We start from the raw sequence: 20605 nt of genomic DNA on the forward strand, positions 1-20605 counted from the left end.
GGATTGGGGCGGTCGGATCGGCCGGGGGCCGATCGCACCGCCCCAATCCGGAAGCCGGCGCGATCTCGCGTCGTGGTCGGGTTCAGGTCGCGAACCACGGTGGGCGAGCTCGCCCACCGTGGTGGCACTGGGGCCTGAGGACCTCGTTGCCGGGCAGCCGAGGCAAACAACTCAGTGGCGCGTCAGGTGGTCCAAGATCCGCGGCAGGATGAACTCTCCGGCCTCTTCGGGTAGCCAGTGGCTGGCGCCCTCGACGACCTCGAACTCGTACTCGCCATCGACATAAGAGCGGGTCAGCTCGGCAGCCGTGCGGCCCAGGTACGGGTCCTCGCTGCCCCACAGGTACAGCGTCGGCACGGAGATGCGGCCGGCGGGGATGTCGAACTCGCTGGCGGCCGGGCCGCGGTACCAGTTCAACGTGGCGGTCAGCGCGCCCGGCTCGGTCAGGCGCGTGATGTTGCGTTCGACCAGCTCGGCGGGCACGCGGTCGCCGTACGCGGCGCGCAGTTCGGCGGCGTCGTCGGCGAGCAGGGAGGCCTCGGCGCGGCCGTCGAGGTGGCGGAAGAAGCGGACGTAGCCGAGGTCACGGAACTGGCGGGTGTCGTCGGTGGCGGCGCGGTGCAGGGCGGCGGGGTGCGGGGTGGTGAGGATGGTCAGGGATCGCAACTGGTCGGGGTGGGCGCTGGCGAACGCCCAGCCGACCATGCCGCCCCAGTCGTGCGCGACGAGGTGGAAGCGGTCCGACCCCAGCGCCGCGGCGAAGGCGATCACGTCGGTGATGAGGTGGCGCACCGAGTACTGGTCGACGTCCAGCGGCCGCGCGCCCGAGGCGTAGCCGCGCTGGTCGACCGCGACGGCGCGGTAGCCGGCCGCGCCCAGCGCCGCGAGTTCCGTGGTCCACGAGTCGGCGAACTCCGCCCATCCGTGCAGCAGCAGGACGAGCTCCCCGGACTCGGGGCCGGCGGCGAGCGCGCTGTGGTGGTGGGTGCCGACGGTGATCGTCAGCTGCTCGGTGCCCGGGACCATGATCACCAGGCTAGGAAGCCGAAGCTTCCGGCCACCACAGGAAAAAGTGCACTCTTGCCGCCTGTTCGTACGTGCCGGCCACCACCGTCCACAGTGTCCACCACGCGCGAAGGCCCCGCCAGCCGAAACGGCGGGCGGGGCCCCGGAAAACGACCTCAGGCAGGCAGGTCCACGAGATCCGCCAGCCGTGCGCGGTGCCGGCCCGGTGTGCCGAACGCGAGCTCGTCGCTCTTGGCGCGCTTGAGGAACAGGTGCGCGGGGTGTTCCCACGTCATGCCGATCCCGCCGTGCAGCTGGATTGCCTCCTCCACGGCGTGCACCGCGATCGGCGCGACGCGCGCCTGCGCCACGGCCACCGCGATCGGCACGTCGAAGCCGCCGGCGAGCGCGTCGGCCGCGTACCGCGCCGTCGCGCGCGCGTTCACCAGGTCCGTGTACAGGTTCGCCAGCCGGTGCTTGAGCGACTGGAATCCGCCGACCGGGCGGCCGAACTGGTAGCGGGCCTTGAGGTAGGTGACGGTGGTCGTCAGCGCCCACTCCGTGAGCCCCGTCTGCTCCGACGCGAGCAGCCCCGCCGCCGTGGTCAGCGCGGTGTCCAGCGCCGCCTCGGCGGCGGCGCCGCTCGCGACGAGGCGCGCCGCGGCGTGGTCCAGCTCGACGTCGGCCACGCGCCGCGTGAGGTCCAGAGACACCAGCTCGGTCACCTGGTCCGCCGAAGCCTCCACCGCGTACAGCCCCGGCCCGTCCGGCCCGGTCGCGGGCACCACGAGCAGCTCGGCCACGGACGCGTCGACGACCGTGCCGGCCCGCCCGCTCAGCGTCCCGTCACCGTTCACGGACACCGTCGCCGGGAAAGCCGCACCCGGCGCGGTCGACAGCGGCACCGCCAGCGCACCCGTCAGCTCGCCCGCGGCGAGCCGGGGGAGCAGCTCGGCCGCGACCGAGCCGCCAGCCGCCAGCAGCGCCGACGTCGCCAGCACCGCACTGCCGAGGAACGGCACCGGCGCCACGCTGCGGCCCAGCTCTTCGAGCACCACGGCCGTCTCGCGCGCCGAAGCGCCGTGCCCGCCGAGCTCCTCGGGCACCATCAGCCCGGCCGCGCCGAGGTCGGCGGCGAGCGTCTTCCACAGCTTCAGGTCGTACGGCTCGGCCGTCTCGACGCGCGCCAGCAGCGCGGCCGGCGAGGCCTGGTCGGTGAGCAGGTCCCGCACCGACGCGCGCAGGTCCTCCTCGACGTCGGAGTACAGCAGGTCCGGGGTGGGCAGCTCGCTCATCGCGGCAGGTCCTTCCAGGCGACGTCCTTGTCCACCCGCGGCTCGGACGGCAGCCCCAGCACGCGTTCGGAGATGATGTTGCGCAGGACCTCCGAGGTCCCGCCCTCGATCGAGTTGCCCTTCGCGCGCAGGTAGCGGTAACCCGCCTCGCGCCCGAGGAAGTCGACCTTCTCCGGCCGCCGCAGCGTCCAGTCGTCGTAGCGCAGGCCTTCTTCGCCGAGCAGCTCGATCTCCAGCCCGGTGAGCTTCTGGTTCAACTCCGAGAAGGCCACCTTCATCGCGGAGCCCTCCGGCCCCGGGGCACCGGCCGTGAGCTGCTGGCGCAGCCGGGAAGCGGCCAGCCGCAGCGACTCGGCCTCCACCCAGTGCTGCACGAGCCGGTCGCGCAGCTCCGGCGTGCGCAGCTCGGGCCGCTCGCGCCAGGTCTTCGCGACCATGCCGATCAGGCCGCCCTCACGCGGCAGAGCGTTGCCGCCGATGGCCACGCGCTCGTTCATCAGCGTGGTCTGCGCGACCTTCCAGCCCTCGCCGACGGCACCGAGCCGCTGCGAGTCCGGGATGCGCACGCCGGTGAGGAACACTTCGTTGAACTCGGCCTCGCCGGTGATCTGGCGCAACGGCCGGACCTCGACGCCCGGCGCGGTCATGTCGCACATGAAGTACGTCATGCCCTGGTGCTTCGGCACGTCCGGGTCGGTGCGGGTGACGAGGATGGCCCACTGCGAGTTGTGCGCGCCCGAGGTCCACACCTTCTGCCCGGTCACGACCCAGTCGTCGCCGTCGCGCACCGCGCGCGTGGCCAGCGCGGCGAGGTCGGAGCCCGCGCCGGGTTCGCTGAACAGCTGGCACCACACCTCCTCGCCCGTCCACAGTGGACGCAGGAAGCGCGTGCGCTGCTCGTCGGTGCCGAAGGCGAGGATCGTCGGCGCGGCCATGCCGAGGCCGATGCCGATGCGGCGCGGGTCGTTGTCCGGCGCGCCGGCCGCGGCGAACGCGCGGTCGACCACCGGCTGCAGCGCGCGCGGCGCGCCCTGGCCGCCCAGGCCCTCGGGGAAGTGCACCCACGCCAGGCCGGCGTCGTAGCGGGCGCGCAAGAACTCCAGTCGTTCGGTGGTCTTCGGGTCGTGCGCGGCCAGGAACCCGGCCACCTGGGCCCGGAGGTCGTCGGGGGTCATCGGCCGGCCTCCGCCCGGTACTTCTTGAGCTCACGACGCGCCAGCGAGCGCTTGTGCACCTCGTCCGGTCCGTCTGCCAGCCGCAGCGTGCGCACGCCCGCCCACAGCTCGGCCAGCGGGAAGTCCTGGCTCACGCCACCGGCGCCGTGGGCCTGCACGGCCTTGTCGAGGATCCACTCCACCGTGATCGGGGTGGAGATCTTGATGGCCTGGATCTCGGTGTGCGCGCCCTGGTTGCCCACGGTGTCCATCAGCCACGCGGTCTTGAGCACCAGCAGCCGCTGCTGCTCGATCTTCACGCGCGACTCGGCGATCCAGTCCTGCACCACGCCCGACTCGGCGATCGGCTTGCCGAACGTCTCGCGCGAGAGCGTGCGGCGGCACATCAGCTCCAGCGCCCGCTCGGCCATGCCGATCGCGCGCATGCAGTGGTGGATGCGGCCGGGGCCCAGGCGGGCCTGGGCGATCGCGAACCCGGCGCCCTCGTTGGCGATGAGGTTCTCGGCCGGCACGCGCACGTCCTCGAACAGCACCTCGGCGTGGCCGCCGTGGTCGCCGTCGGTGTAGCCGAACACGTGCATGCCGCGCTTGATGGTCACGCCCGCGGCGTCGCGCGGCACCAGGATCATGCTCTGCTGCTGGTGCGCGGGCGCGTCCGGATCGGTCTTGCCCATCACGATCATGATCTTGCAGTTCGGGTTCATCGCGCCCGAGATGAACCACTTGCGGCCGTTGACCACGTACTCGTCGCCGTCACGGCGGATGCTGGTGGCGATGTTGTGCGCGTCGGACGAGGCCACGTCGGGCTCGGTCATCGCGAACGCGGAGCGGATCTCGCCGTCGAGCAGCGGCTGCAGCCACTGCTTTTTCTGCTGCTCGCTGCCGAACATGTGCAGCACTTCCATGTTCCCGGTGTCCGGCGCGGCGCAGTTGACCGCGGTCGGCGCGAGCCGGGGGCTGCGGCCGGTGATCTCGGCCAGCGGCGCGTACTGCAGGTTGGTCAGGCCCGCGCCGTCCGCACCGGGCAGGAAGAAGTTCCACAGGCCGCGCTTGCGCGCCTCGGCCTTGAGCTCCTCGACGACCGGCACCGACGACCAGGGGTTCTCGCGCTCGGCGAGCTGCTCTTCGAAGACCGGTTCGGCGGGGTAGACGTGCGAATCCATGAAGTCGAGCAGCTGCCCGCGCAGCTCCTCGGTGCGCGCGTCGAACGCGAAATCCATGACTACTTCTCCTCTTTGAGCGTCTCGTAGCCGTGCGAGACGAGCGGGGCCACGGCGTCGCCGATGCCCTCGAACCCGGACCCGACGGTCTGGCCCTTGCTGTAGCGGAAGTAGATGCCTTCCAGGATCACTGCGAGCTTGAAGAACGCGAAGCTCACGTACCAGTTGAGCGCCGACACGTCACGGCCGGAGCGCTCGGCGTAGCGGGCGACGACCTCGTCGGGGCTCGGGTAGCCCGGCGCCGAGCTGGCATTGGACACCATCTGCAGCGACACCTTGTCGCGCTCGGCGTAAGCCACCATCAGCGCGAGGTCGGTGAGCGGATCGCCGAGCGTGGACATCTCCCAGTCGAGCACCGCGGTGATGCGGTCGTCGCCGTCCACGAGCACGTTGTCGAGCCGGTAGTCGCCGTGCACGATCGTGGCCGGTCCGGAGGTCGGCAGCTTCGCGGCGAGGCTGTCGTGCAGCTCGTCGGCGCCGGGCAGGTCGCGGCTGCGGGAGCCGTCGAGCTGCTTCTTCCAGCGCCGCAGCTGGCGTTCGAGGAAGCCGTCGGGCCGGCCGAAGTCGCCGAGCCCCACCGCTTCCGGGTCCACGGCGTGCAGGTCGACGAGCGTGTCCACGAGCCGGAACCCGATCTCGCGAGTGCGCTCGGTGCCCAGCTTCTCGAGCTCGGAGTCGGTCCGGTACGGAGTGCCGGCCACGAACTCCATCACGTAGAACTGCGCGCCGAGTACGTCGGCGTCCTGGCACAGCACGACGGTGCGCGGCACCGGGACCGCCGTGCCGGCCAGGCCGGAGATCACCGTGAACTCGCGCGCCATGTCGTGCGCCGTCGGCAGCACGTGCCCGAGCGGTGGCCGCCGGACGACCCAGCGGTGCGTGCCGTCGCCCACGATGTAGGTGAGGTTCGAGCGCCCGCCCTGCACCACCTCGGCGGTCAGCTCGCCCGCGACCAGGCCGGGCCGCTGCTCGTCGAGGTAGGCGCGCAGGCGGGCCAGGTCGAGTCCTGGCGGGTCGGACGGGGTCATCGGGCCTCCTCGGGGGTCACCGGGCCACGCTACCGACTAGTCGGTATGTCGTACAGCCGCCGGCCCGGGTGTCCCCGGGCCGGGTGCCTCTCGCGTGGTCAGGCGGGTTGTCGGGCAGTTCCGTCAGGCGGGTCGGGCGGGTCAGGCGATCATGCGGGCGACGAACTCGGCGACGCAGGCCGGCTTGGCCTCGCCGTCGATCTCGACGGTCCACCGCACCACAGCCTGCTTGCCACCGGGCACGTCTGTCACCTCGAGCAGGTCCGCGCTGCCGCGCACCTTCGCCCCGACCTTCACCGGCTGCGGGAACCGCACCTTGTTGAGGCCGTAGTTGATGCCCATCTTCAGGCCGTCGACGCGGTAGACCTGCGAGCCGAAGTGCGGCAGCAGTGACAGCGTGAGGAATCCGTGGGCGATCGTGGTGCCGAACGGTCCCGCCTCGGCCTTCTCGGTGTCGAGGTGGATCCACTGGTGGTCGTCGGTGGCGTCGGCGAACTGCTGCACCCGCTCCTGCGTGACGGTGAGCCACTCGCTCTCGCCGAGGTGCTCGCCCGCCGCGGCGGCGAATTCGTCGACGTTCGTGAACACGCGCATGGCCATCAGTCCTTCGGTCCGCCGGCGACGTAGATGACCTGACCCGAGACGAAGCCCGCGCCTTCGCTCACGAGGAACGAGGTCAGGTGGGCGATGTCGTCGGGCGTGCCCACCCGCTGCACCGGGATCTGCGAGGCGGCCGCCTTCTTGAAGTCCTCGAAGTCCATGCCGAGGCGCTCGGCGGTGGCCGCGGTCATGTCCGTGGCGATGAAGCCGGGCGCGATCGCGTTGGCGGTGACGCCGAACTTGCCCAGTTCGATGGCGAGGGTCTTCGTGAAGCCCTGCATGCCGGCCTTGGCGGCGGAGTAGTTGACCTGGCCGCGGTTGCCCAGCGCCGAAGTGCTGGACAGGTTCACGATCCGGCCCCACTTCTCCTGCGTCTGGTACTTCTGCACCGCGCGCGTCATGAGGAACGAGCCCTTGAGGTGCACGCCGAGCACGGAGTCCCAGTCGTTCTCGGTCATCTTGAACAGCAGGTTGTCACGCGTGATGCCGGCGTTGTTGACCAGCACGGTCGGCGCGCCGAGCTCCTCGGCGACGCGGGTGACGGCGGCCTCGACCTGGTCGGCGTCGCTGACGTCCAACGAGACACCGACGGCCCGGCCACCCTCGGCCACGATCGCCTCGGCGCCCTGGGCCACCGCGGACTCGTCGAGGTCCAGCAGGCCGACGGCGAACCCGTCGGCGGCGAGGCGACGGGCGACAGCGGCACCGATGCCGCGGCCGGCTCCCGTCACGATGGCAACCCGGGCGGGGGAATCGGTCACGAGGACCCTCCTCAACGTTGAGAAACAGCGATCGGGCACGCAGTCTGCGCGCTAAGCATCCGCTTAGGGAACATACCCGGGGGGCTCCCGGCGGGCCACTGTGACCGGCCTCATGTTCGCCCGGACGAGCGCCGGTCGGGCCGAGAAGGCGCCGCGAGCTGCTCGGTCGTCGCTGGATCGTCGGTGAGGAGGTGCGGGTCAGGACCGGAACCGGGTGATCTTCGCAAGGTGGCGTTCGCGGGTCTCGTGGTCCTCGACGCCCTGGTCGGTGCCCGGGGCGAGGCACAGCACGCCGACCTTGCCGTTGTGCTGGTTGGTGTGGACTTCCTGGACCGCCTGGCCGATCCGGTCGAGCGGGTACACCGTGGACAGCGTCGGGTGGATCATGCCCCGGGTGATGAGGCGGTTCGCTTCCCAGGCTTCGCGGTAGTTGGCGAAGTGGGTGCCGACGATGCGCTTGAGGCGCATCCAGAGGTGCCGGTTGTCGTAGACGTGTTCGTAGCCCGAGGTGGAAGCGCAGGTGACGATCGTGCCGCCGCGACGAGCGACGTAGACGCTGGCACCGAAGGTTTCGCGACCGGGGTGCTCGAAGACGATGTCGGGGTCGGTGCCGCGGGTGAGGTCGCGGACCAGGGTGCCGAACCGCTTCCACTCGCGGGGGTCCTGCACGTTTTCCTCCGGCCAGAAGCGGAATCCTTCGGCCTTGCGGTCGATCACCAGCTCGGCACCCATGGCGCGGACGAGCTCCGCCTTGCGGGGGCTGGACACGACGCACACCGGGATGCCGCCGCCGTTGAGCACGAGCTGGGTGGCGTAGGAGCCGAGGCCGCCGGCCGCGCCCCAGATCAGGACGACGTCGCCCTGTTTCATGGTGGCGCCGTTGCGGGAGACGAGCTGCCGGTAGGCCGTCGAGTGCACCAGGCCGGAGGCGGCGGCCTCCTCCCAGGTCAGGTGGCCGGGCTTCGGCATGAGCTGGTTCGCCTTCACCAGCGCGAGTTCGCCGAGGCCACCGTAGTTGGTTTCGAACCCCCAGATGCGCTGCTCCGGGTCGAGCATCGAGTCGTCGTGCCCGTCGGGGTCCGTGAGCTCGACGTTCAGGCAGTGCGCGACGACGCGGTCGCCGGGCTTGACCGAGCGGACCGCCGCCCCGATGCGCAGGACCACGCCGGACAGGTCGGAACCCACGACGTGGAACGGCTGGTCGTGCTTGCCGGCGCCGGGCACGGTCCTGGCGTAGCGCTGGAGGAAACCGAACGTGGGCAACGGCTCGAACAGCGCGGTCCACACCGTGTTGTAGTTGACGCTGCTGGCCATCACAGCCACCAGGACCTCGTCGGGCCCGACCTCGGGGGTGGCGACCTGCTGGACGTGCAGCGCCTTGGCCGGGTCCTTGTCCGCGGTGGCCATGCCCTCGAACATGTCCGACTCCGCGGCGAGAACCACGGCGGCGCGGTAGCTCTCCGGCACGGGCACCGAACCGATCTCGTCGGCGGAAATGTTCTCGGCCGTGACGGCCGCGACGATCTGTTTCACCGTGTTCCTCCGGGTCCTTCGCCGTGGACGATCTGCTCGCGCAGGGCAGCCAGCACCTCGCGCAGCCGCTGGGCGGTCTGGTGGTCGATGAGGTGCCCGCCGCGGTCGAAGCGGTCGTGCGCGGCCGACACGAGCAGTTCCGGCCCGCGCAGCACCCGGTGGCCGTACCCGGCCAGCAGCTGCCGCAGCGCGACCTGCCCTCGTACGGTGCCGAAACCACCGGGTGAAACGCCGATGACGGCGACATCCTTGCAAAGCAGCGGAGCGCTCATCGCCGGACGGACGAGCCAGGCGAGCGCGGTGCGCACGACCTCAGGCACCGCGAACGCGAGTTCCCCGGTCGCGATCAGGAGCCCGTCGGCCTTCGCCACCGCCGCGCGCAGATCGCGCGCGGCCGGCGGAAGCCGGCTCTCGGTGTCCTCGTCGCGGTCGTAGCGCGGCACCTGCGTGAGTCCTTCGTGGATCTCGATCGTGACGCCGGCGGGCGCGAGCTCACGCGCCGCGTGCAGCAGCGCGGTGTTCGGCGAACCGGCCCGCCCGCTGCCCGACATCGCGAGGATGCTGACGTCGTCCTCGGAACCCGTGGTGCTCATCTCGGCAACGCGTCCGAGATCGCCCGGATCAGCTGGGGCGCCCGGTCGTTGAGGTAGAAGTGCCCGCCCGGGTGGGTGGTCACGGTGGTGCCGCCGGTGGTGTGGACCTGCCACGACTCGGCCTCCGCGAACGAGACCTTCGGGTCGGTTTCCCCGACGTGCACGTGGATCGGTGCCGCGATCGGCCCGGTTCCCGCCCAGCGGTAGGTTTCCGCGGCGCGGTAGTCGCTGCGGATGGCCGGGAGGATCATGCGCAGCATCTCCTCGTTGCCGAGGATCTGCGCGTCGGTGCCGCTGAGGCTGCGGATCTCCGCGAGCAGCCCGTCGTCGTCCCGCTGGTGGACGGTTTCGTCGCGGCGGCGCGACGGCGCCCGCCTGCCGCTCGCGAACACCACGATCGGGACCACGTCGCGGGCTTCCAGCCGGCACGCGACCTCGAACGCCACCGACGCACCCATGCTGTGCCCGAAGAAGGCCATGGGCCGGTCACGGTAGCGCAGCAGCGGGGCCACGAGCGCGTCGGCGAGCTCACTCACGCTGTCCAGGCACGGTTCGGAGCGCCGGTCCTGGCGGCCCGGGTACTGCACGGCGATCACGTCGACGCCGGGCGAGAGCGCCTTCGACACGGGGAAGTAGAAGCTCGCCGAACCGCCGGCGTGCGGGAAACAGACCAGTTGAACCGCGGCTTCCGGAGCGGGGTGGTACCTGCGCGTCCAGAGTTCGATGTCCACGTCGGGAGACACGACAGGCTCCTTCGATCCGGCCGGGGCGTCCGCCACCGGGTCCGGAGCCGATCGTCGGACGGCGCCGACAGCCTGGGCAACCCCTATCCGCAGGACGGCCTTTCCGTCCGCCGAGCGGCGGAATCCGGCGCCGCGACTTGGGCAACTGCGGGGCGCGTTAGGGGTGTGCGACGTGGTGGGCCGGGAGCACGCTGGACTCGGGTACCGGTCTGGATGTTCCGAGCGGGCTCGACGCGCGTCGGCGTGATCGACGGCGACCAGGCGACGCAGCCGGCAGGTCGCCTAGACGCGCCGGCGGGAAACCGTCGCGCGCGCCCGTTCGCGGTCGTCGGGTGGAGGGGATGACGCGTGAACGCGTTCAATGCGAATCCGGTGTTCGCCGCAGTGGCGCCTCGTGCGGGCCGGGGGTGGTCGGCACCGCGGTGCCGGGCCCGGCCGGAAGGGCGCGAAGGCCGGACAGGCCGGTCGTGCTGAACCTTCCGGAGTCGGCCTTCGTGTCGGATCTGCCGGTGCGGGCCACGGAGACCTTTCCCGAGGCGTTGCGCCGTCTGCGAAAACGGGCCGGCATGACCCAGCAGGAGCTGGCCGACTTCGCCACGTTGAGCGTGCGCGCCATTCGCAACCTCGAACAGGACCGGGTGCGTCGGCCGCGCGCGGAGACGGTGAAGCTCCTGGCGGACGCGCTGCGGCTGCCGGCGGAGGACCGGCGGCTCCTGGAAACCCTGGCGCGGGGCGGCGATGTCGTGGCCGAGCCGCCGCCGTACCGGCCGTTGCGGCTGGCCGAGCTGCGCCCGCGCGACGGCGAGATCCACTTCCTGGCCCGGTTGCTCGTCGAGGCGCGGCGCCGCAAGCTCGTGTCGACCGAGTGCGGCGGTGCCGAATCCCGCGGCGAGACCGTGATAGCCGCGACGCGGGGCGACGGGACCGACGGCGAGTGGCGGGTGCTGTGGGTGGTCTCCGCCCCGGATCCCGGCCCGGACGACGGCACCGGGACGTCACGATGACGGACGCCGGCGCGGCCGAACTTCCGCGCCTTGTGCCCGCTCAACTGCCGGTCCGGCCGAATCGCCGTCGCTACGTTGAAAACAGCGGCCGATCGCGGGCTGGATCCCTCGGCGCGGCCGACGCGGCAGGAGCCTCGTGTGCCCGGCTGCCGACCAAAGTGGGTCCGCGGGGCCGGATCGGCGCGCGGACGCGCCTGACCACTCGACCTCTGAGGTGTGATCATGGTGGTGCCGACAGCCGGGCTGGCCGACGTCTCGCTCCGAGAGGTCTGGACCAGCATGGCGGTGGTCAGCGAAGCCCAGGAGTTCCGCCGGGTGCCGAAGGTGGGCGAAGGCTTCGCCCGGGCGTTGCGGATCGTGCACGACGCACTGCTCGGACCGAGCGGCGGGGCCGGCCGGCCGGTCCCGTCGGCCGGCGCGATCTTCCCGTACGACGTCCTGGTGCTGACCGACGAGCCGGGTTCCGCTCCGGGTCTTTTCCGCGTTGACGCGGTGCGCCGCGCCTGTGTGCGGCTGCTTCTGCCGGCCCCGGCCCTGCGCGCAGTGGTCCAGGCCATGCCGCGGGCGGCCGGTGTGACCCGTGACGTGTGGGCGATCCTGCTGTCCCGGCCGTGGCTTTCGGTGCGCAAGTACGGGCCGCGCGGGTACCTCTACGCGCAGCTCGACACCGGGCACGCCGCGACCAGCCTGCTGGGCGGCGCACTGGCGACCGGCCCCGCGGAGCTGCACCTCAAACTCGCGCGCCGGCAGATCCAGAAGGCGTTGTGGGGACTGCTGCCGTTTCGCGAGCCGCACTCGGTGCTGGCCATCGGCCCGGCGCCGGTCGAGGCCGGACCCGACCCGCTTCCGGTGGTCGAACCACTGCACGCGGTGCGGACCGACTCCCACGGCGATCTCGAGCGCTTCGGCTGGGCGATGCTGCCGGACGGACTGGCCACCGGTGCCGACACTCGCGGCACCTCGGCGGCGGCCCCGACGTCCGTGGTCCCGGGCGCCGAGCCGGGGATCCCGGCAGGGGACTGGCTGAGGTGGACCCGCGCGAGGCGGTCCTGCAACCAGTTCCGGGCCCGGCCCGTCGCCGGCTCCGCCCTGTCCGACGCGCTCGGCGCGCTCGGCACCAGGCTGGTCACCGACCTCGACGACGCGCCGTCGGAGCTGCGCTTGACCCTCGTGGTCACCACCGACGAGGTCGCCGCCGCGTGTCGCGCGGCCTGGCGCGGAACGGGGGTGGACGTCGTGGTGTCGGCGCCGGCCGACGACCCCGACCACATCCGCCGGCTGTGCATGGGGCAGCGCCACCTCGGTGGCGCGAAGGCGTTCCTGGTGTGCCATGTGGACGGACGAACCACCCTCGGCCTTGGCAGCACCCAGGTTTTCCGCGAAGCGCTCTTCCGCGCCGCCGCGGCGGCGCACCTCGTCTACCTCGGCGCCGCACGGGCCGGGGTGGCGGTGACCTCCGTCGGCGGCTACGACATCGACGGCTGGCGGCTCCTGGCGGGCCTGGGACCGGACGACGAACCGGTGTACCTGATGGCACTCGGCGAGGACGGTGCCGGTCGCATCAAGCAGGACCGCGCCGCGATTGCCTACGCCCACGGTGAATGAGACGAGAGGAGCCGAGGACATGACCGTGCTCGACCAGGTGCTCACCGAGCACTTCGCCCGCCACCGTGACGCCGCCCTGGTCGCGGACACGCGGGGCGTGCTCACCGGGGCCGAGCTGGCCGGCGCTGCCGGGCGCTTCGCGGCGGAAGCCGCCGCCTGGTGGAACGGCACCGGTGCCACCCGCCGTGACGGTAGGGTCCGGGTGCTCGTGTCGGCCGCGAACTCCGCGGCCTACGTCGCCGCCTACGCCGGGATCCTGGACGCCGGCGCGGTTCCGTTCCTGATCGACCCGGCGCTGGGCGGCGACGAGTTCAGCAGCGTGGTCGAAAGCTGCGGGATCGACGTCGTGCTGCACGACCGCGATCTGCCCGCGACAGCGCGACCGGGCGCCCGCACGGAGCTCGGCGGCTTCCGGCTCACCGAGGTCGCCGGCGGTCCGCGGCCGCAGCTGCTCGCCGGCACCGAGGTCTGCCGGTTCACCTCCGGCACCAGCGGGACACCGAACTGCATCGAGTTCTCCGGCACCGCGGTCCGCAACGCCGCCGTCGCCTGGAAGGAGGCGACGGCACTGGAACCCGCCGACCGGGTGCTGTGCTTCGCCGGCCTGTTCAACGGGTTGGCCTACAACACTTCTCTGCTCGCCTCGATCCTCGCCGGTGCCTGCCTGTGGCTGCCGTCGGGGCTGCCCAGCGCCGGGCACGTGACCAGGTTCCTCCGCGAGCTCGCCCCGACCCGGCTGGTGGGGTTCCCGGCTCTGTACGAAGCGTTGCTGCGCAAGGAAGGCGAGGTGCCCGAGCTCGCCGGGGTCCGGGTGGCGCTGTCCTCGGCCGCGCCGCTGAGCGAGCAGACCGCCCAGGACCTGCTGCGGCGCCACGGCCTGGCCGTCTCGAACTACTACGGGATCGCCGAGGCCGGGCCGCTGACCTTCGACCCGGCACCCACCCCGGAGGGCGGGCTCGGCCTGCCTCTGCCCGGCGTGCGGTTCCGGCTCGACGACGGCGAGATCAAGGTGCGCAGTGAGTCGATGGGGTCGCGGTACCTCAACGTGCCCGGCGCGTTCGAACGCAAGGTGGGCGCCGACGGGTTCTACGCCACCGCGGACGAGGGCTTCTTCGACGACCAGGGGAGCCTGCACCTGCGCGGCCGGGTCGGCAAGGCGCTGAACATCGCCGGGCGCAAGCTCGACGGCGAGGAGATCCGCCGGGTAGTCCTCGACGCGGGGTGCGCCGACGCCGTCGTCTTCGCCGACCGCAAGAACAACGGCGACCCCGTTCTCGTGGCGGTGGTCGCCGGTGCCGGGGCGCCGGACGAACGCGCGCTGCGCTCGTGGTGCCACGCGCGGCTGGCCGCGCACAAGGTGCCCGAGCGGTTCGTGCGCGTCGAGGCGATTCCCCGCACCAGCCTCGGGAAGCTGCGGATGGCCGCGGTCCAGGAGTTGTTCCACGAGGCCATCGCGACCTCGCCAGCACGGTGACAAGGAGAAAGACACGATGCCGGACGCCCAGGAGATGTACACCAGCGTCGCGAACCTCGTCGCGGAGTCGAGCGACGGCGTGATGACGGCGGCCGACGCCACGCGCCCGGGCCACACCCTGGTCGAGCTCGGCCTCAGCTCGCTCGCGTACCTGCGCCTGATCGACGCGATCGAAAACCGCTACGGGGTCTACATCGACCTCGAGGAGGCGGCCGGGAAACTGGGCACCGTCGAGCAGATCGTCGACTACATGGTGAGTCAGGGCGCGGTCAGTGGCGCTTGAACCGGCCGGCGACCTGACGGTCGGCATCGTCGGCGTGACGGGCCGGCTCGGTTCGCGGATCGCGAGCGAGTGCGCCGCGCAAGGCATCCCGGTGGTGCTGCGGGCCACCCGCGGCGGCTGGAGCCAGGACGCCGTGCCGTCGGTGGTGATCGACGCCGGTACCGCCGAGGCGCTGCCCGAGACCACACGGTTCTGCGCGCGCCACGGTGCCGCGCTGGTCGAATGCGTGTCGGCACTGGGCCAGGACGGCCCGGCGCTGCTCGACCGGCTGGCCGAGCGGGTCGCCGTGGTGCGCGCCGTCAACCTCTCCGTGGGGCACTGGCTCCAGCGCCACCTCGTCGCCACCGTCGCGCGGATCGCCGGCGCGCTGCCCGCGACGCCGCGCGCGGCCGTGCTGGAACGGCACACGCCAACCAAACGCGACCGGCCGAGCGCGTCGGCGCTCGCCCTGGCCGGGGTCTGGCGCGACGGCGGGCAGCCGCCGGTCGACGAAGTCGTGTCGCTGAGGGCCGGGCACCCCGTCAGCGAGCACACCGTCCGGCTCGACCTGGAGGACGAGTCACTCGAGCTGCGTCACGACGTTCGCGATCTGCGCGCGGCCGCGTTCGGCGCCGTGACCGCGGCCCGCTGGGCGCACACCGCGGAACCGGGACTGGTTCCGCTCCAGCACCTGTTCGATCGGCTGTTCCTCGAGGAGACAACGTGACCACCACCGACAAACCCGCACTCTCGCGTGAGCTCCGCCCGGTCGACCTGCGGATGCGTGTCCTGGTGTCCCTGGCGGCGCGGTCGCTGTCGCTCGGCGGTCACGACGACTTCAACCAGGGGCAGGTTTCGGCGCGCCTGCCCGGCGCGGACTACATGCTGATCAAAGGCGCCGTGCGCGGTTTCGACGAGTGCTGCCCCGACGACGTCATCGTCGCCCCGATCGACCACCGGATCCCCGCGCACCCGATGGCGCCGCCGGAGCTGCCGCTGCACCAGGCCGTGTACTCGGCCCGGCCGGACGTCAACGCGGTCGTGCACAGCCATGCGCCGCACACGCTGGTGTTCGGGGCCACGGACCTCGAGATGCGCCCGGTTTCCCATGACGGCGCCTACTTCGAGCACCGGTTGCCGAGGTTCACGATGGTCACCAACACCATCCTCGACATCGAAACCGGGCTCGGTGTCGCCGAGGCACTGGGCGACGCCCCGGCGGTGCTGCTACGCAACCACGGTGGTGTCGTCGTGGGCGAGTCGATCAAACACGCGACCGTGCACGCGCAGACGCTGGAGCGCGCGTGCGGGCTCCAGCTGATCGCCGAGCAGCAGCCGGGCGGTTACCACTGGTCCCCGCCGAAGGACGTCGAGGCGAAGCGCGAGTACATCTACGCGGATCTGTCCGTGCGGTCGTACTGGGACTACTGCGTGAGCAAGGTGAAGCGCACCTGGCCGGAGGCCCGGACATGGTCGTGACCCCCTGCTTCGCGACCGAGGAGCAGGCCGAGCTCCACGCGGTGGTGGCGAAGTTCGCCCGCGACGAGCTGCCGGCGCGGGCCGGCGAGGCGGAGGAAGCGGCGCGCTTCCCGCGGGAGCTCGTCCGGCACGCGCTCGGCCTCGGCGTCGCGGCGGTGCCGTTCGACGCGCGGTGGGGCGGCGGCGGGCAGCCGTACGTCTTTTTCCTCCAGCTGCTGGAAGAACTGGCCCACGGCTGGTTCGCCGTGGCCGAATCCGTGCACCTTCAGGTGCTCGCCTCTCACGGCCTCGCCGCGTTCGGCACCGACGAGCAACGCGAGAGCGTGCTCACCCGGTTGCTGACCGGCGAGCTGCTGGGCGCCACCTGCATGTCCGAGGCTGCGGCCGGCTCGGACCTCGGCGCCGTCGCCACCCGCGCCGAGCTCGCCGGCGAGGCGTACACCTTGTCGGGCACCAAGTCCTGGGTGAGCCACGGCGGGGTCGCCGACGTCTACAACGTCTACTGCCGCACCGGCTCGGGAACCGGGCTGGCCGGGCTTTCGTGCCTGCTGGTGGACGCGACGGCCGACGGGGTGCACCCCCAGCGGCACGAACGCAAGATGGCGGTGAACACCGTGCCCACGGCGCAGATCGTGTTCGACGACGTCCGGGTGCCGGCGGGCCGGCTCGTCGGGCGGCGCGGCCGCGGCATGCTGGTCGCGGCCCACGTGTTCGACCACGGCCGGCTCGGCATCTCGGCGTGCGCGGTCGGCCTCGCGCAGGCCGCGCTCGACGAGGCCGTGGCGTACGCGAAGCAGCGCACCGAGTCCGGCCGGCCCTTGATCGCCGCCCAGGGCACCGCGTTCCTGCTCGCCGACCTGGCCACGCAGGTCGCCGCCGCGCGGGCCCTGCTGCACACCACCGCCCGCCTCAAGGACACCGGACGGCCGTTCTCCACCGAGGCGGCCAAGTCCAAGCTCTTCGCCACCGACACCGCCGTGCGGGTGACCACCGACGCGCTGCAGGTCCTCGGCGACGACGGCTACACCCGCGACTTCCCGCTCGAGCGGTACCTGCGGGAGGCCAAGCTGCTCCAGATCATCGAAGGCACCAACCAGATCCAGCGCAACGCCGTCGCGGCGAGCCTGTGACCCGCCCGTACCCCGAGAGGAAAGCCATGTCTTCGTTGCGTTTCGGTGCCTTCATGTCGCCCCTGCACCCCGTCGGGGAGGATCCCACTCTGCTGCTGCAGAGAGATCTCGAGCTCGTCCAGCGGCTGGACGAGCTGAACTACGACGAGGTCTGGATCGGTGAGCACCACTCGTCCGGCTGGGGATCCATTTCCTGCCCGGAGGTCGTCCTCGCCGCCGCCGCCGAGCGCACCCGCCGGATCCGCGTGGCCACCGGGGTCACGGCGCTGCCGTACCACCACCCGTTCATGGTGGCCGAGCGGGCGGTGCAGCTGGACCACCTGACGCGGGGCCGGTTCATGCTCGGGGTGGGAGCCGGTTCGGTCATCGGTGACATGCACATGATGGGCGTCGCGCCGGCCGACACCCGCCGCCGCACGGAACAGTCCCTCGAAGTGATCGTGCGGCTGCTGCGCGGGCACGTCGTCACCCACTCCACCGACTGGTTCGCCCTGGCGGACGGCCGGCTGCAGCTGCAGCCGTTCACCCCGGGCGGGTTCGAGATCGCCGTGGCGAGCGCCGCGTCGCCGTTCGGCATGCGCCTGGCCGGGCGGCTCGGTGTCTCGGCCCTCTCGCACGCGGCGCCGCCGTGGGGCGCGATGCGCGCGGGCCACGGAATCGGTGTGGAGAAGTTGGCGGGGCAGTGGCAGCACCTCGCCGAAGCGGCGGACGCGGCGGGCCACGAGGCGTCGCGTTCGAGATGGCGGCTCGCCGTCCCGGTCCATGTCGCGCACTCCCGCGACGAAGCCATCGAGCAGGTGTACGGCGGCTGGCTGCGCCAGCGCGTGGAGCTGTGGACGGAAACGATGGGCATGCCCATGGGGAGCGGGGATGCCGCGGCCCGCAAGGCATTCGAATCCACGGTCGACGCCGGCGGTATCATCCTCGGCGACGTGGACGACTGTGTCGCAGGTGTCCAGAAGCTGCAGGAAGCCAGTGGGGGATTCGGGACTTTGCTGCTGTCGATCCAGCATTGGGCCCGCCACGAGCACACTGTGGAAAGCCTCGACCTCTTCGCCCGCCACGTCGCTCCCCGCTTCACCGGTTCCGCCGAGGGCCTGCGCGCCTCGCAGAGCTGGGCGGCGGCCAGCAAGGCGATTTTCCAGCGAGAGAACCACGAAGCCCGCACCCAGGTGAGCAGCGGACAGGAGACCGCCCGATGACGCAGGTCGAACCGAAGGCCCCCGGCCGCACCCGGATCGGGCGTGACCTCTGGATCCTCACGTTCTGCCAGTTCCTCTACTACGGCGGCACGAGCGTCGACCTGACCCTCACGGCCGTCGTGGGCCTGCACCTGGCCCCCACTCCGGCACTGGCGACGGCGCCGCTGACCGCGATGACGACCGTCGCGGTGATCGCCTCGTACGGGACCGGTGTGCTGGCCGCCCGGTTCGGCCACCGGCAGGTGCTCGCCGTCGGCGCGTTCCTCGCCGTGGTCGGCGGGCTCGTCTCGGTCTACGCCACCATCACCGGGTCCTTCTGGGTGCTCTGCGCCGGCACCGCGATCGTCGGCCTGTACAAGGCGACGGGCGGCTACTTCCGGTACCTGGCCACGGATCTCGCACCCGAGCACCAGCGGGAGCGGGCGCTGAGCATCGTGCTGACCGGCGGCGTGCTGGCGGCGATCATCGGCCCGCTCGCGGCCACCTGGGCCAGTGACCTGTTCCGGGCCGAGTTCGCGGGGTCCTACCTCCTGGTGGCCATCCTCGGTGCCGTGACGGTGCCACTGGTGATGGCGGTCCGCAGCCCCGCGCGGCGGCGCGCGGCCACCGCCGTGGCCGCTGCCGCCACCACGGCCGCGGCCGTGGTGCAGGTTCGCGTGCGCGACGTGGTCCGCACCAGCAACTTCGTCGTCGCGTTCGCGCTGCTGGCGGTGTCGGGCGGGGTGATGACGCTGCTGATGGCCGTCGGGCCGATCGGCAGCGAGCACGCCGGGCACACCCTCGGCGAGGGCGCCATGGTGATCCAGTGGCACCTGATCGGCATGTTCGCGCCGTCACTGATCAGCGGCAAGCTCGTGTCCCGCTGGGGCGCCGACCGCACCGGCCTCATCGGCGCCGCGGTGCTGCTCGCGGGTGCGGTCGTCGGCGCGTCCGGCCTCGGCCTGACCGCCTTCACGGTGTCGCTCGGCCTCGTCGGCGTGGGCTGGAACCTGCTCTACGTCGCGGGAACCGCGTTCGTGATCCGCACCTACCCGGCCGGCGGCGGCGGGCGGGTGCAGGGGGTCATGGAGGCGACGACCGCCGTCGTGTCGGGTGCGGCTTCCTTCTCCGCCAGCCCGATCTTCCTGTCGCTGGGCTGGCAGGGCACCAACGTCGCCGCGGGCCTGTTCCCGCTGGTGCTCGTGATCGCCATGGTTTTCGTGTACCGCAACGGTCGCCGGCAGAAGGCGCTCGAACCGCAACTCGGCTGACGGGAAGCGAAAAGGGGGCTCGCGGAGGTTCCGCGAGCCCCGTTCGCCGTTCGGCCGTCAGGCCGGGAAACGCCGGCCGTGCAAGAGCGCGTGCATGCCGAGCAGCACACCGCGGACGTGCTCGGCCGTGGTGTCCCTGGCTCGCAGGCGGAACGTGACACCCGCCTTGCCGTGGTCGATGGCGCGCAGGTAGAAACGCGGGCCGATCGCGTGGAACGGCTCGGCCCAGGTGATCCGCGGCTCCGTGTCGTCGAACGGGTCGATGGCGGCATCGGTGGTGAAGAAGTTGAACGACCACACGGATTCCGGTGCCGAGCCGGCCGCGGTGACGCGCGTCCGCAGCTCGGCGACCCGGTCGAGGTCGTAGACGCCGAGGCGGTAGGCCTGGAGGCCGAGCTGGTTGACGCGGACGACCACGTCGTCGAACGGTTCGCCCGGCTCCGCGTCGATCTGGGTCGGCGCCCAGGAGTTCAGCGACGTGACGTACTGCTGCAGACGCGCGGAGAAACGGTTGGAGGAGATCAGCCGGACCGGCAGCGACCACGTGTCGTGGACGTGGCCGGCAGCGACCAGGTACGCGCTCAGCAGCACCGAAGAGAGCGACACGCGCAACCGGTCGGCCGTCTCCTGTGCGGCCACCCGGGCGGTCTCCGAGCTGAGCGCGGCGAGCAGCACGGGGGAGTCGTGCTCGGCGAACGGCCCGCCGCCGGCGCCGGCCGGCGCCGGGGTGGCGTAGGTGGCCGTGAGCATGCGTTCCCAGTGCCGCAGCGCGGCGTCGTGCTTGGCGCGGAACTTCTCGGAGCGCTGCTCGTTCGCGAGGTCCACGAGGTGGTAGGCGGCCTCGGCCGGCGCGGGTGCTCCCGGGCCGGTGAGCTCGGCCAGCACCTCCTCGCACAGCAGCCGGCGGCTGAAGGCGTCGGCGGTGATGTGATGGTTGGCGAAGACGATGTGGCCGGCACGGAACCCGTCGGTCACGATCCGCGCCCGCCAGCTGAAGTCGCTGCGCAGGTCGAACGGTTCGCGCGCCGCCTCGTCGGCCACCTCGCCCAGCTCGGCCCGTTCGGCGGTGACGACCTCGACGTCGAGCGGCCCGCCCGGTGCGTGCACGGTCTGCGTGGGGTTCTTCTTGTCGGTGAGGTCGTAGGTGGTCCGCAACGAGTCGTGCCGCGCGGCGACGACGTCGAGCGCGGCGCGGACCCGGTCGGTGCTCACCGGGACCGGAACCGGCCACAGCTCGGCGCCGTTC

The 20605-nt window shown here is 72.0% G+C and carries 20 protein-coding genes; 9 read left to right on the forward strand and 11 right to left on the reverse strand.

Annotation, left to right across the window (positions count from 1 at the left end):
• Positions 1 to 171 precede the first annotated feature (171 nt).
• The 10 genes from ABZU76_RS35030 to ABZU76_RS35075 all read right to left on the reverse strand — a co-directional run bounded on the left by ABZU76_RS35030 (position 172) and on the right by ABZU76_RS35075 (position 9953).
• Positions 172 to 1026 (reverse strand): alpha/beta hydrolase, encoded by an 855-nt coding sequence (locus ABZU76_RS35030; RefSeq protein ID WP_354877394.1) that lies wholly within the window; start codon positions 1024 to 1026, stop codon positions 172 to 174.
• 155 nt (positions 1027 to 1181) lie between these two features.
• Positions 1182 to 2300: an acyl-CoA dehydrogenase family protein gene (locus ABZU76_RS35035; protein WP_354877397.1), complete on the reverse strand. Its 1119-nt coding sequence runs from the start codon at positions 2298 to 2300 to the stop codon at positions 1182 to 1184.
• Positions 2297 to 3475, reverse strand: a complete 1179-nt coding sequence (locus ABZU76_RS35040) for an acyl-CoA dehydrogenase family protein (RefSeq protein WP_354877400.1) — start codon at positions 3473 to 3475, stop codon at positions 2297 to 2299. Before ABZU76_RS35040 ends, ABZU76_RS35035 begins: the two co-directional genes overlap by 4 nt.
• Positions 3472 to 4695 (reverse strand): acyl-CoA dehydrogenase family protein, encoded by a 1224-nt coding sequence (locus ABZU76_RS35045; protein WP_354877403.1) that lies wholly within the window; start codon positions 4693 to 4695, stop codon positions 3472 to 3474. The genes ABZU76_RS35040 and ABZU76_RS35045 overlap by 4 nt, the downstream gene beginning before the upstream one ends.
• Positions 4696 to 4697: 2 nt before the next feature.
• Positions 4698 to 5723: a phosphotransferase family protein gene (locus ABZU76_RS35050; protein WP_354877406.1), complete on the reverse strand. Its 1026-nt coding sequence runs from the start codon at positions 5721 to 5723 to the stop codon at positions 4698 to 4700.
• A 141-nt stretch (positions 5724 to 5864) separates the two neighbouring features.
• Entirely contained in the window at positions 5865 to 6317 is a 453-nt protein-coding gene (locus ABZU76_RS35055) for a MaoC family dehydratase (protein ID WP_354877409.1), read from the reverse strand.
• Positions 6318 to 6322: 5 nt separating this feature from the next.
• Positions 6323 to 7084, reverse strand: a complete 762-nt coding sequence (gene fabG, locus ABZU76_RS35060) for a 3-oxoacyl-ACP reductase FabG (protein ID WP_354877412.1) — start codon at positions 7082 to 7084, stop codon at positions 6323 to 6325.
• A 198-nt stretch (positions 7085 to 7282) separates the two neighbouring features.
• Positions 7283 to 8617 carry a crotonyl-CoA carboxylase/reductase gene (gene ccrA / locus ABZU76_RS35065; RefSeq protein WP_354877415.1) on the reverse strand — a complete coding sequence of 445 codons (1335 nt, stop codon included), beginning with the start codon at positions 8615 to 8617 and terminating at the stop codon, positions 7283 to 7285.
• Positions 8614 to 9210 carry an NADPH-dependent FMN reductase gene (locus tag ABZU76_RS35070; RefSeq protein ID WP_354877418.1) on the reverse strand — a complete coding sequence of 199 codons (597 nt, stop codon included), beginning with the start codon at positions 9208 to 9210 and terminating at the stop codon, positions 8614 to 8616. The genes ccrA and ABZU76_RS35070 overlap by 4 nt, the downstream gene beginning before the upstream one ends.
• Complete coding sequence (locus tag ABZU76_RS35075) at positions 9207 to 9953, reverse strand: alpha/beta fold hydrolase (RefSeq protein WP_354877421.1); 747 nt, start codon at positions 9951 to 9953, stop codon at positions 9207 to 9209. The genes ABZU76_RS35070 and ABZU76_RS35075 overlap by 4 nt, the downstream gene beginning before the upstream one ends.
• A 467-nt stretch (positions 9954 to 10420) precedes the next feature.
• Between ABZU76_RS35075 and ABZU76_RS35080 the strand changes: the two genes are divergently transcribed.
• The 9 genes from ABZU76_RS35080 (at position 10421) to ABZU76_RS35120 (ending at position 19359) form a co-directional block, all read left to right on the forward strand.
• Positions 10421 to 10957: a helix-turn-helix transcriptional regulator gene (locus ABZU76_RS35080; RefSeq protein ID WP_354877424.1), complete on the forward strand. Its 537-nt coding sequence runs from the start codon at positions 10421 to 10423 to the stop codon at positions 10955 to 10957.
• A 222-nt stretch (positions 10958 to 11179) separates the two neighbouring features.
• Entirely contained in the window at positions 11180 to 12562 is a 1383-nt protein-coding gene (locus ABZU76_RS35085; protein ID WP_354877427.1) for a nitroreductase family protein, read from the forward strand.
• A gap of 19 nt (positions 12563 to 12581) precedes the next feature.
• The gene (locus tag ABZU76_RS35090; protein WP_354877430.1) at positions 12582 to 14036 is read left to right on the forward strand and encodes a class I adenylate-forming enzyme family protein; all 1455 of its coding nucleotides are present in this window, start codon (positions 12582 to 12584) and stop codon (positions 14034 to 14036) included.
• A 16-nt stretch (positions 14037 to 14052) separates the two neighbouring features.
• A complete protein-coding gene (locus ABZU76_RS35095; RefSeq protein ID WP_220238823.1) occupies positions 14053 to 14319 on the forward strand; it encodes an acyl carrier protein in 267 nt (88 codons plus the stop codon).
• On the forward strand, positions 14309 to 15025 hold the full coding sequence (locus tag ABZU76_RS35100) for a dihydrodipicolinate reductase C-terminal domain-containing protein (RefSeq protein ID WP_354877434.1): 717 nt from the start codon (positions 14309 to 14311) through the stop codon (positions 15023 to 15025). The genes ABZU76_RS35095 and ABZU76_RS35100 overlap by 11 nt, the downstream gene beginning before the upstream one ends.
• Entirely contained in the window at positions 15022 to 15777 is a 756-nt protein-coding gene (locus ABZU76_RS35105) for a class II aldolase/adducin family protein (RefSeq protein WP_354877436.1), read from the forward strand. Before ABZU76_RS35100 ends, ABZU76_RS35105 begins: the two co-directional genes overlap by 4 nt.
• On the forward strand, positions 15768 to 16907 hold the full coding sequence (locus ABZU76_RS35110) for an acyl-CoA dehydrogenase family protein (protein ID WP_354877438.1): 1140 nt from the start codon (positions 15768 to 15770) through the stop codon (positions 16905 to 16907). The genes ABZU76_RS35105 and ABZU76_RS35110 overlap by 10 nt, the downstream gene beginning before the upstream one ends.
• Positions 16908 to 16933: 26 nt before the next feature.
• Positions 16934 to 18109 (forward strand): LLM class flavin-dependent oxidoreductase, encoded by a 1176-nt coding sequence (locus ABZU76_RS35115; protein WP_354877441.1) that lies wholly within the window; start codon positions 16934 to 16936, stop codon positions 18107 to 18109.
• A complete protein-coding gene (locus tag ABZU76_RS35120) occupies positions 18106 to 19359 on the forward strand; it encodes an MFS transporter (protein WP_354877444.1) in 1254 nt (417 codons plus the stop codon). The genes ABZU76_RS35115 and ABZU76_RS35120 overlap by 4 nt, the downstream gene beginning before the upstream one ends.
• Before the next feature lie 57 nt (positions 19360 to 19416).
• Here ABZU76_RS35120 and ABZU76_RS35125 read toward each other — a convergent pair whose 3' ends face one another.
• On the reverse strand, positions 19417 to 20571 hold the full coding sequence (locus ABZU76_RS35125) for a condensation domain-containing protein (protein ID WP_354877447.1): 1155 nt from the start codon (positions 20569 to 20571) through the stop codon (positions 19417 to 19419).
• Positions 20572 to 20605 lie beyond the last annotated feature (34 nt).

Origin of the sequence: Amycolatopsis sp. NPDC005232 (genome assembly GCF_040607795.1) — a bacterium.
GTDB lineage: Bacteria > Actinomycetota > Actinomycetes > Mycobacteriales > Pseudonocardiaceae > Amycolatopsis.

What these genes read in the sequence shown, in the direction of transcription:
- ABZU76_RS35030 (WP_354877394.1), bottom strand. Translation starts at nt 1,026, where the DNA reads ATGGTCCCGGGCACCGAGCAGCTGACGATCACCGTCGGCACCCACCAC.
- ABZU76_RS35035 (WP_354877397.1), bottom strand. Translation starts at nt 2,300, where the DNA reads ATGAGCGAGCTGCCCACCCCGGACCTGCTGTACTCCGACGTCGAGGAG.
- ABZU76_RS35040 (WP_354877400.1), bottom strand. Translation starts at nt 3,475, where the DNA reads ATGACCCCCGACGACCTCCGGGCCCAGGTGGCCGGGTTCCTGGCCGCG.
- ABZU76_RS35045 (WP_354877403.1), bottom strand. Translation starts at nt 4,695, where the DNA reads ATGGATTTCGCGTTCGACGCGCGCACCGAGGAGCTGCGCGGGCAGCTG.
- ABZU76_RS35050 (WP_354877406.1), bottom strand. Translation starts at nt 5,723, where the DNA reads ATGACCCCGTCCGACCCGCCAGGACTCGACCTGGCCCGCCTGCGCGCC.
- ABZU76_RS35055 (WP_354877409.1), bottom strand. Translation starts at nt 6,317, where the DNA reads ATGCGCGTGTTCACGAACGTCGACGAATTCGCCGCCGCGGCGGGCGAG.
- ABZU76_RS35070 (WP_354877418.1), bottom strand. Translation starts at nt 9,210, where the DNA reads ATGAGCACCACGGGTTCCGAGGACGACGTCAGCATCCTCGCGATGTCG.
- ABZU76_RS35085 (WP_354877427.1), top strand. Translation starts at nt 11,180, where the DNA reads ATGGTGGTGCCGACAGCCGGGCTGGCCGACGTCTCGCTCCGAGAGGTC.
- ABZU76_RS35090 (WP_354877430.1), top strand. Translation starts at nt 12,582, where the DNA reads ATGACCGTGCTCGACCAGGTGCTCACCGAGCACTTCGCCCGCCACCGT.
- ABZU76_RS35095 (WP_220238823.1), top strand. Translation starts at nt 14,053, where the DNA reads ATGCCGGACGCCCAGGAGATGTACACCAGCGTCGCGAACCTCGTCGCG.
- ABZU76_RS35110 (WP_354877438.1), top strand. Translation starts at nt 15,768, where the DNA reads ATGGTCGTGACCCCCTGCTTCGCGACCGAGGAGCAGGCCGAGCTCCAC.
- ABZU76_RS35115 (WP_354877441.1), top strand. Translation starts at nt 16,934, where the DNA reads ATGTCTTCGTTGCGTTTCGGTGCCTTCATGTCGCCCCTGCACCCCGTC.
- ABZU76_RS35120 (WP_354877444.1), top strand. Translation starts at nt 18,106, where the DNA reads ATGACGCAGGTCGAACCGAAGGCCCCCGGCCGCACCCGGATCGGGCGT.